Here is an 8,417-nt window from a genome sequence, read left to right on the forward strand (position 1 = left end):
CCCCGACCTCCGACCCCCAACCCCGGTCTTACAACTCCTCTCATGAAGCCAGCATGCGACTGTATGGCCCTCAGCCACTTCGAAGCTGTCGGGCATCTCTTTGCTGCAGATGTCGATCTTATATGGGCATCTCGGGTGAAACGGGCAGCCGGGAGGCGGATTGATCGGGCTGGGAGGTTCCCCTTCAAGCTTGATGTTCTGGAGCTTCCTTTCCTGAGGATCCCAGTTTGGAATTGACGCCATCAGAGCCTTTGTGTAGGGGTGAGCGGGGTAATCGAACAGCTCCTTCGCTCCGGCAGTTTCAACAACATTTCCAAGATACATTACCATTATCCTATCGCTCATATGATGTACGACATCAAGGTTATGTGAGATGAATATATACGACATCTTGATCTCGTCTCTTAGCTCCTGCAGCAAGTTGATGATCTGGCTCTGAACAGAGACGTCAAGAGCTGAAGTCGGCTCGTCGCAGATTATCAACCTCGGGCTGACCGAGATAGAACGAGCTATCGCGATTCTCTGCCTCTGCCCTCCTGAAAACTCGTGAGGGTAGCGCTGAGCGTATTCTGGATACATGCCCACCTTCATCAGAAGCTCTCCGACATAATCGTCTATCTCGTCTTTTGAAAGTAGATTGTGTGCTTCTATAGGTTCCTTGATAATGTCTCTTACCGTCATTCTGGGATCCAGCGAGTCAAACGGATTCTGGAAAATCATCTGAACGTCGCGTCGGAATTTCGAGCGGACGTTCTTTGCAAGCCCTTTGGTGATGTCGTATTCATTTCCCTTATCGTCATGATAGATTATCCTTCCTCCGGTCGGTTCATAGATCTTCACTATTGTTCTACCTAGAGTGCTCTTCCCGCAACCCGACTCGCCGACAATGCCGATAGTTTCGCCCTTACTTATCTCCATGGTTACAGATTGCATAGCTCTTACGTAGCCAACAACCTGGAGAAAGACTCCGGCCTTAATCGGGAAGAACTTCCTAAGCCCTTCGGTCGAAAGTATCATCATGTTTCCGACCTCCCATCGAACAGCCAGCAGGCGACCGAATGGCCGGCATTCAAAGAAAACTCGGGAGGATCTTTCTCTCGGCAGATCTCCATTACATGAGGACATCTGGGGTTGAATCGGCAGCCGTCAGGGAACTCGTAAGCTCTTGGAACATAACCCTCAATATACGGCAGCTTCTTTCCCTTGTAGGATCTCATCACTCTGGAGTTCAGCAAGCCCTTTGTGTAAGGATGAGAAGGAGATGAATAAAGTTCATTCACCCCTGCCTTCTCGACTATCTTTCCGGCGTACATTACGTGAACTCTGTCAGCCAGCTCCGCAACTACCCCGAGATCATGGGTGATGAAGATTATAGAACTGCCGAATTCGCCTTGGAGCTCCCGCATAATGTTGAGGACTTGAGCCTGTATTGTAACATCCAGTGCGGTGGTTGGTTCGTCCGCTATGACTATCTCTGGATTGGTTATTAGAGCCATTGCAATCATGATTCTCTGGAGCATTCCGCCGCTCATTTCGTGGGGATACTCTTTGCATCTCTTCTCGGGTTCAGGAATGTTGATTCTACGAAGAATCGAAATAATCTCTTCATAGGTTTTGCCTTCATCCCAGGGCATGTGTGCCCTTGCAACTTCCTTCAGCTGGTAGCCTATGGTGAATAGAGGATCGAACGTCGACATGGGTTCCTGGAATATCATGCTGATTTCCTTGCCCCTTATGTCTCTGTACGCCTTGTTCGACAGTCCTGCCAGGTTCTTTCCCTTGTAATAGATCTCTCCTTCGACCTTTGCGGGAGGTACCTTGATAAGCCCCAGTATAGTCTGGACGGTTACGCTCTTTCCGCATCCTGATTCTCCAACCAGAGCCAAGATCTCTCCCTTCTCGACTTTGAAGCTGATGTCATCTACTGCCTTAACCAGACCATCTGGGGTTCTGAAATATGTCTTAAGGTTCTTGACTTCAAGAATTGTGCTCATACTTTTTCCACCGCCCTGTAAGGATCAACTGCATCTCTCAAGGCGTCTCCTACGAAGTTGAAGGAGAGAACAGCCACTATTATGAATAGCCCTGGAATCATCAGCCAGGGATGAGCCTCCAGTTCAGATAGAGACTGCGCCTGCTTCAGCAGCAACCCCCAGCTGGTCATAGGCTCCTTTATGCCAAGGCCGAGAAAGCTAATAGCGCTCTCACCCAAAATCATTCCCGGTATTGAAAGAGTCGAAACGACTATCAGATAACTGATTGTGTTTGGGATAAGGTGACGCGTTATTATCTTCATGTTCGAAACACCGGATACTTTGGCGGCAAGAATGAATTCCTTCTCTCTCAGGCTCAAGACCATTCCCCTAACAACACGTGCAACCCCCATCCAGCCGATCAGCGACAGGACAATTACGATTCCGAAATAGACCCACGTGCTAGGCCACTGAGGAGGTAGTATCGTGGCTAGTGCCAGCCACAGCGGTATCCTAGGGAAGGATCTTAAGAGTTCTATGAAACGTTGTATCAATACGTCGATAGTCCCGCCATAGTAACCTGAGAGGGCCCCCACTATGGCGCCTATGAAAACGCTTATCAGGGTGCCCACAAGACCCACGGTCATTGACACCTTGCCGCCAACAAGAACTCTAGAGAAGAGGTCTCTTCCAAACCTGTCCCCTCCAAATAGAAGTACCATTGCTACATCTGAAGACTCCTCGACTCCAAAGAGATGAAGATCGGTCTTGAAAAGTCCCCAGAAAGTGTATTCTTCACCCCTTACGAAGAGTTTTATCGGTACTACGTTGTTCTTGTCTTCCGTGAATTCCAGTCTATACGTAACGGGGTTTCTGACCTTGGTCATTCCGTACACGAAAGGACCCCGCCAGTTGCCTTCTTCATCGAAGAAACGTATCTTTGAAGGAGGGGCATAGACGAAGTTTCTGTGTGCCGTTATGTAGTTGTAAGGAGCTATGAAATCGGCGAAGACGACCAGCAAATACATGATCGAGAGGGCAATAAGCCCAACGACTCCAAGTTTATGCTTAAGGAAGTTTTTTGCAATTCGTTCTTTCGTACTCTGCATGTCAGCTCATCCTTATCCTTGGATCGAGAATAGCCAGAGCTATGTCTGCAAGTAGATTTCCGATCTGGGTTATGATGGCTATGAACATCAAAAATGTCATAACTAAATATTGATCGTGGTTAAGAAGCGCATTATAGAAGAAGGGCCCCATTGTCGGAAGGTTCAATACGATAGCGGCGATTATAGTTCCGCTGAACACATTCGGTAGCTCCGTTCCGGCTATGCTGACCATAGGATTCAGAGCGTTCTTGATCGCGTGTTTCTTGACGGTTTTCTCATCGAGGCCGTGCGCTCTAAGGGAAGTCACGAAAGGAGAAGAGACCACGTCTAGCATGTTTCCTCGCATTACCCTCATTAGCCCGGCGAGACCGCTCATTCCAACGACTATGAGAGGAACCCAAATGTGTTTCAGAAGGTCGACAAGTTTTGCCAGACTGAAGGGCGCCCCGACAAACTGGGGCGAGAAGAGACCCCCAACCGATGCCGCCCCCATCTGCAGCATTAGATACATCAAGATCAGTGCCATGAAAAAGTCGGGTATGGAGACTCCTATGAAACCGATCACTGTTAAGGTGTAATCCCCAAATGAATATGGATGCAGCGCCGAATAGATACCCATAGGAACTGCAAGAATCCACTGAAACACAATCGCCCCAAGCGCAATGAGTATGGTCCAGCCCATTCGCTCCCATATCAGTTCTCCAACCGGTCTCTGGAAGGCGAAAGAATATCCGAAATCCCCGCGGGTGACTATTCCCTTTATCCAGTTCCAGTATCTGACATGTGCAGGTTCGTCTAGGCCGAGGTTCTTTCTAAGCAATTCGATCTGAGCCGGCGAGATTCTCGGATTATCGAGGTACTGGCTTACGAAATCGCCCGGCTGAAGCTCGGTAATGACGAAACAGATCACCGATATGAAGAACATCATTGGAATCATGATAAGCAATCTTCTTACGATAAAAGACCACATAACCTTCCTCCAGAGAAATGAAGCGGGAGGAGCTTCTCCTCCCGCAAATTACCAACTACTTCTTAAAGACAGTCCAGGAAGCGTAAGAGAGAAGACCCTCTTCGTTCTGTTCGACATTTCCAAGAGACTTGTTGGCAGCATAAAGATTCATACCTTTACACACAAATATCACGGGTAAGTACTCTGCGTAAATCTCCTGCCATTCGTCGTAGAAGGTCTTTCTGACTGCGTGGTCCATTGCGACTTGACCGAGTTCAAAGAGCTCATATACTCTCTTCTCCCAGTCAAGCATGTTCTCGAATATCGGAAGATTCGTCTCGGGATCCCTTGTCGTTCTGTGCCAGTAATACAGTTGTGTGCCCGGCTGCCATATAGCCTTTCTCAACTGAGGATCGGGTTGGTTTCCGAATGCCCTGATCCCGGCTTCGAAGCTACCTGCGCCGAACATCTGACCGGTAAGAGAACTATCGAGTATCTGCAGGTTCACCTTAATTCCGATGCTAAGTAGATCCTGGGAGTATATGTAGGCGATATCCTGATATTCTTGAGGAGAGCTTTGAAGAGTCAGGACGAATTCGAACTTGCTTCCGTCTGGGTACTCTCTCAGGCCATCACCGTTGACGTCCTTGAAGCCTAATTCGTCAAGGAGCCTTGCTGCTTCGGCAAGGTTGAACGGTCTTCGGATCTCTTCAATCTTTGGGTTGTAGAAGGCCTTATTCGAAGGAAGAACGGGCACTCCTCCGAGAACGGCCAAACCGTTGTAGACCTCATCGATTATTCTTTCTCTGTCCAGAGCATACTCCATTGCCTGGCGGAACTCGGTTGTCTTGAAGACTTCTCTCAGTTTTGGATTCTCAGCATCGAAATTGAAGGCGATGTGAATAGGGCTTGGGGTCGGCTGGGTCGGCTCGGCGAGGAAGACTCTAAATGGACCGCCGGCAAGTTCTCTCTCCTTCAGTATCGGGAAGTCATTTCCCGAGACGGCCATGTAATCGAGTTCACCGGCCATGAACTTCGCCAGCCTTACCTGAGCGTCGCTCACGATAATGTATTCAACCTTGTCGACATACGGCAGTTTGTTTCCGTGAGAATCGACTTTCCAGTAATTGGGGTTCTTCGTCATAACTACTTTCTGATCGATTATGTATTCCGAAAGAACGAACGGGCCGTTTGCCGGAATCTCGCTTGGAGGAGTGTTTGTGAGCCATAGATCGTTAACGGAGTCGGGTCTGTCTTTGTCTATCTTGTCCTCAAGTGCGTGTGAAGGGTAGATATAAGCGTGCGAGAGAACGGTGAAAAAGGCTGCGTAAGGTGCGGGAAGAATCGCTTTGACGGTGCTGTCATCTACCTTCACCCACTCTATGGGCTGTGCTTCGATCGTGAATCGGTCAACAGAGTTTCCCCTTGCGACCGGGTTCATGATGAAGTACTTGAAGGTGAAGATTACATCGTCTGCTGTAAGGGGTACCCCATCTGACCATTTCACATCTCTCAGATGGAAGGTGACCTCTTTGTTATTCTCCGAAACTACCCAAGACTCTGCCAGGGCCGGTCTGATTGCCGATGTGACGGGATGAGCCTCGACAAGTCCTGTTAGCATCTGACCTACCACCGTGTATGCGTTGTTGTCAAGGGTACCGTAGAAGTTGAATGATTGCGGAGATCCGGTAAGAGCTAGATATAGGGTACCTCCCATCTTCGGGTTTGGATCCGGAGTAAGCAGAGTATCTTCCACAAATGGAGCTGCCATCAACATGGCGGTGAAAAGAACCGCGAGAATCAACAGAAAGATTCGCCTCACTGTAAAAACCTCCTTTATGATTTCTCTCCCGTCGGGGAGATTAAGGTAATGCCAGTTTTCCAAGGACAACTCTTTGTCTCGCCCCTGTTACTGAGGGAACGTTTGCCCCGACGCCATTGAAGAACTCCTGGGCAAGGACGGCCATCCCCATGGCTTCCTTGGCCTGCAGAAAGGTTCTATCGGGTACGACTACCTCCAATCCGCTCAAGCGTTGTAGATCTTCAAGCATGACAGGATTCAGGGCGCCTCCTCCAGTAACAATCATTCTCTTCCCCATAGGCAAATAAGAAGTAATACTCTCAACTAATCGTCTTACACTGAACCTTACAAGTGTTCTAACTAGGTCTTCGGGTTTTGTTGCAGAGATCCCTTCCAGGAAAACCTCGTTGTAGAGCTCCCTTCCCGTTGACTTTGGAGGTCTTCTTTCGAAATAGCTTCTGTCTCTCTCTAGAAGGGCATTGAGGATCTCATCATCGACCGCACCGCTGGCCGCTATCTTACCGTTTTCATCAAACTCAAGGTTGTAATGCTTCTTCGTGACCAGATCTAAAAGGCAGTTGGCCGGCCCCGTGTCAAAGGCCTTCACATTCTCAAGATCATCGTCTACATAAGTCACGTTTGCAATGCCCCCGAGGTTTACTGCGTAAGAGCCGCTTTCAAAATAGATCCAGTCGAAATACGGGATGATTGGTGCCCCTTCCCCTCCGTAAACCATATCCTTCTTCCTGAAATCGAACACAACGGGAAGACCAGTTTCTGATGAGATAACGTCGGCCTCTCCTATCTGAAGAGTCGCCCGATTTTCAGGGTCATGGTAGACGGTCTGCCCATGATAAGCAATTGCTTCCACTACTACTCTCGTCTTCTCAAGATAAGACTTTATTGCCGCTGCGTGCCTTCTGCCAATTACGAAGTTCATCAAATTGACCCTGTCAACGCCGGAAAGGTCAGGATCGTACGTCTTCACTATCTCATCGTGAAAAAAAGAATCGAACCGAACGGAAAAATGGTCTAGAAGTTCGATCTTCATTGACTTTCCGCTGCCAGAACAGCTTACCAGAGCCAGCTCCAGCCCATCGGCCGAAGTCCCCGACATTACGCCGAGGATATTCCTTCTCCTGCTGGCGAGCAGTCCTCTCATTCGATTCCAGATCATCCAAGACTCCCAAAGACCAAATTATGAAGCCGTCTTCTAATTCTCTGCATCTGAGGTATAGTGTCTCTTCTGCTTATATTAGTCCGATTAGACAACAGTATCACATACAGCCCGGTAACTGGATCGACCCAAAGCGAGGTTCCGGTGAAACCAGTGTGCCCAAATGCATCTTCTCCAAGAATATCGCCCGCACTGGATCCTCTGGAGGGAGCCAGCCATCCCAGATGTCTTCTATCTCCTCCAATGCATACCGTCTCGGATACGAACGTTTCAAAGACCCTGGATGGTACAAGTCCTGCACACATTAGACTGGAGACAAACCTGAAAAGATCTCTTCCCGTTGAAAAGACGCCCGCATTTCCGCTGACCCCTCCAAGATAATATGCCAGCTCATCGTCCGGAAGACCCTTCAATACTTTTCCATCGCGTTCGCATGTCGGTGCTACATTCGACAGTTCTTTTGGAAGAAAGCCAGAGGAATTCATTCCAAGCGGTCTGAAAACCTCCTCTGAACAGAACTCGGCGAATGACATCGAAGTTGTCTTCTCTACAACTGCCATCAGAGTTATGAAGTTGAGACATGAGTAGTTTATCTTCTCCATCAGACCGTTTTCCGGTTCGAGAGAAATGATCGACTCAAGAAGTTCTCTTCCCTTGAGATCGCGCCATGCTTCCGAGTAGGGCTGCATGCCAGAAGTGTGAGTCAGCAAGTGAAAGACCGAAATACCTTTCTTTGACTCAGGGACATCAAGAAGATCGCCCAGAGTATCCCAAAGCGAGAGATCGCCCCGAGAAACCAGAAGCATGATGGCGCTAGTGGTTGCTACGACCTTGCTCATACTCGCGATGTCATATACGGTCTCAAGCGTGACGGGAGTATTGTCATCGACAGCAAGGAAGCCGTATGGTTTCTCGTAGAGAATCTCGGTATCCTTCCCGACAACGACGACGGCTCCAGGGTACACTGCCTTTTCAATACCACAGGATACTATCTCATCAACTTTATTCCAGATCAAAATAGACCTCCTTTTGTATTACGTTCAATGTAAGCCGTCCTTGGTCCTTCGTCCAAGATCATGAACCCGTCCTTCGAAAGAGCAGTTGCAAGTTGTCAAAGAGCCGCTGTTCGCTTAAGAGCAAAAACCCGCTGGTCGCTGATGAAAACCACGTTGTCCGCCAACAGTCCACCGCCAAGAAGACCGGTTCTTCGTTCCGTCGCTACGCGTCCAGGTTCTTAGTTCTTCGTCCGGGAATCCGTCATGCTGAACTTGTTTCAGCATCTCGATCCTGAGAATCGCTGTACGCTTAAGAGCAAAAACCCGCTGGTCGCTGATGAAAACCACGTTGTCCGTCAACGGGCCACCGCCAAGAAGACCGGTTCTTCGTTCCGACGCTACGTGTCCAGGTT

At 48.9% G+C, this 8,417-nt stretch carries 7 protein-coding genes and 1 pseudogene; all 8 read right to left on the reverse strand.

What is annotated here, in order from left to right:
- Positions 1-1,020 (reverse strand): ABC transporter ATP-binding protein (locus B3157_RS11400; protein WP_292590603.1); only part of this gene is annotated, 1,020 nt, incomplete at its 3' end.
- Positions 1,017-1,994, reverse strand: coding sequence for an ABC transporter ATP-binding protein (locus B3157_RS11405; RefSeq protein ID WP_099830483.1), 978 nt, complete (start codon positions 1,992-1,994; stop codon positions 1,017-1,019). The genes B3157_RS11405 and B3157_RS11400, both read right to left, overlap by 4 nt.
- Positions 1,991-3,082 carry an ABC transporter permease gene (locus tag B3157_RS11410; RefSeq protein ID WP_099830484.1) on the reverse strand — a complete coding sequence of 364 codons (1,092 nt, stop codon included), beginning with the start codon at positions 3,080-3,082 and terminating at the stop codon, positions 1,991-1,993. The genes B3157_RS11405 and B3157_RS11410 overlap by 4 nt, the downstream gene beginning before the upstream one ends.
- 1 nt (position 3,083) lies before the next feature.
- Positions 3,084-4,052, reverse strand: coding sequence for an ABC transporter permease (locus B3157_RS11415; RefSeq protein WP_214060583.1), 969 nt, complete (start codon positions 4,050-4,052; stop codon positions 3,084-3,086).
- Positions 4,053-4,107: 55 nt separating this feature from the next.
- Positions 4,108-5,853 (reverse strand): ABC transporter substrate-binding protein, encoded by a 1,746-nt coding sequence (locus B3157_RS11420; protein WP_214078370.1) that lies wholly within the window; start codon positions 5,851-5,853, stop codon positions 4,108-4,110.
- A gap of 40 nt (positions 5,854-5,893) precedes the next feature.
- Complete coding sequence (locus B3157_RS11425; RefSeq protein WP_099830487.1) at positions 5,894-7,009, reverse strand: anhydro-N-acetylmuramic acid kinase; 1,116 nt, start codon at positions 7,007-7,009, stop codon at positions 5,894-5,896.
- On the reverse strand, positions 7,006-8,025 hold the full coding sequence (locus B3157_RS11430) for a serine hydrolase domain-containing protein (protein WP_102819244.1): 1,020 nt from the start codon (positions 8,023-8,025) through the stop codon (positions 7,006-7,008). The genes B3157_RS11425 and B3157_RS11430 overlap by 4 nt, the downstream gene beginning before the upstream one ends.
- Before the next feature lie 114 nt (positions 8,026-8,139).
- Positions 8,140-8,417: pseudogene (locus B3157_RS11435) on the reverse strand (hypothetical protein); the annotation flags it as partial.

Source organism: Mesotoga sp. UBA5557 (assembly GCF_002425715.1).
Lineage (GTDB): Bacteria > Thermotogota > Thermotogae > Petrotogales > Kosmotogaceae > Mesotoga.